The organism is Spirillospora sp. NPDC048824, from assembly GCF_043198455.1.
GTDB lineage: Bacteria > Actinomycetota > Actinomycetes > Streptosporangiales > Streptosporangiaceae > Spirillospora.
Window position 1 is genome coordinate 1 of sequence record NZ_JBICUS010000056.1, and the last position, 1872, is coordinate 1872.

Genomic DNA, 1872 nt, shown 5'->3' on the forward strand with positions numbered 1-1872 from the left:
TGGTGGTCACACGTGATGCCGAATCCGGGGTCTGGCCTGGGGGAACGCCGATTAGAGCGGGAGAGGGCGTGTGTCCACGCCTCGCCGGCCTTGTTCGGTCTTGTTCAGGTGGGGTCGAAGGCGGTGACCCGGGGCGGCGGTTGGATGGAAAGCGCCTGGTAGATGGCCTTGTGGCCGGGCCGTAGCGGAGTGGTCTGGGTGATCGTCCCGGCGGCGCCGACGAGGGTGACCTGCTTCAAGCGGGCGGTTTCGCGGCGGATATCGCGCCAGCTTTGGCCGGTGGAACGCTCGGCGACCCGGGTCAGGAGCAGGGCGAGCCAGCAGATCAGGACGTGTGCGCGAATGCGGTGTTCGAGCCGGTGGAACACCGGTCGAAGCAGCAGCTCGGACTTCAGGTCACGGAACCCGCGCTCTGCTTCTAGGAGGTTCTTGTAGCCCAGAGCGGTGTCCTCGGCCGAGATGTCGGGGTCGGATGTGGCCAGGAGGTACTTGCCGTCGAGGTTGGCCTCGGTCTTGGTCTTCGCCCGGTCGATGGCGAGGCGGCCGTTCTTGTGCTGCCGGATCCACCGCTTGAGGGTGGGGTGGTCACGCAGGGCGCACTCGGCCCGCACGTGCGCCTGCTCGGCTCGCTGCCTGGCCTTGGCGGTGAGCTGCCCGTTCCTGGCTCTGGTCCGCTCGCGTTCCCGCTGGGCGGCGATGCGTTCCAGTTCGGCTTCGATCCGGGCGATGGCCTGCTCGCGCCGGCGCTTGTCGCGTTCGGCCTGGTCGGGGTTGTGGCAGATGATGAACCGGACGTCCCCGGCCCCGTCGATCTTGACTTCCTTGACGCGGAGGTTGTCGCGGACCTGCTGGTAGCGGCCCTGGCGCGATAGTGCCTGCTCGGCCAGGGCGCTGCCGTCTCGCATCCGCATCCCGGCGATGAAGTGTCCGCCCGCTCTGCGCAGGTAGGCGAGGTTGCCGGTGCCGGAGAAACCGCGGTCGACCACGGTGATGACGCGGCCGAGCTTCCAGTCCCGCATGTCGTCCTTCACCTCGGCCAGAACCTGCTGGTCGTTGGTGCTGCCGGGCCAGCACCAGCAGCGGACCGGGATGCCTTCCTTGGTCACGGCCAGGCCGATGACGATCTGCGGGAGGTCGTCGCGGTGGTCCTTGGACTTGCCGTACTTGCGGAAGCCTCGCCGCTCGGCGGTGTCGTCCTCCTCCTCGTCACGTTCGAAGTAGGTGGAGGTGGTGTCGAAGAACAGGACATCGACCTCGAGGTTGAGCAGGTTCGCCACGGCGAAGAACACCGCTTCTTGGACCTTCCCGGTGGTGTCGGCTTCGGCGAGCAGGTCCATCGCCCGATACGCCTGGTCCTCGTCCATGCCGTTCAGTCCGCTGATCACGGCGTCCTCGCTCGCCCATTCGGCCGCCGACAGCTTGCTCATCGGGTCGATCGCCCGGTTGGCGACCAGCGCGAACAGCACCCGCTCCACGTTGGTGGTGAACCGCCGCCCGTCCGTTGCCCTCTTGATCGCGTCGGCGATGTCCAAGCGCTTCCAGAGCGCGTCCAGCAGCCACGGGGTGCCGATCGGCCGGGAGTCGATCACCTCCATCGGGGCCGCTCCCGCCGCCAGTCCGGCCTCGGCCGCCTCGTCCAGGCTTGCCTCGTTGCCGCCGAAGTGCCTGGTGATCGAGGCGGCCAGCCGGCGCAGACCCTCCACATCGAGCCGGTCGACCCGGCCCAGGTTCATCAGCACGTCCGGCTTGACCTTGCCGTCCACCCGCCGGTTATGCGCAAGCGCCGCATACCGGACGATCGACCCATCGGCGTTGCTCCGCTGCGTGAACCGCAAGTACATGACCACAGGAAACCAGGGACTCCCCTGTTCC

Annotated in this window: 1 protein-coding gene; it reads right to left on the reverse strand. The window is 67.8% G+C overall.

Annotated elements, in window-relative coordinates; translation table 11 throughout:
* Positions 1-104: 104 nt before the first annotated feature.
* On the reverse strand, positions 105-1872 hold a 1768-nt coding region (locus ACGFIS_RS37470), incomplete at its 5' end, for an IS1634 family transposase (protein ID WP_392974015.1).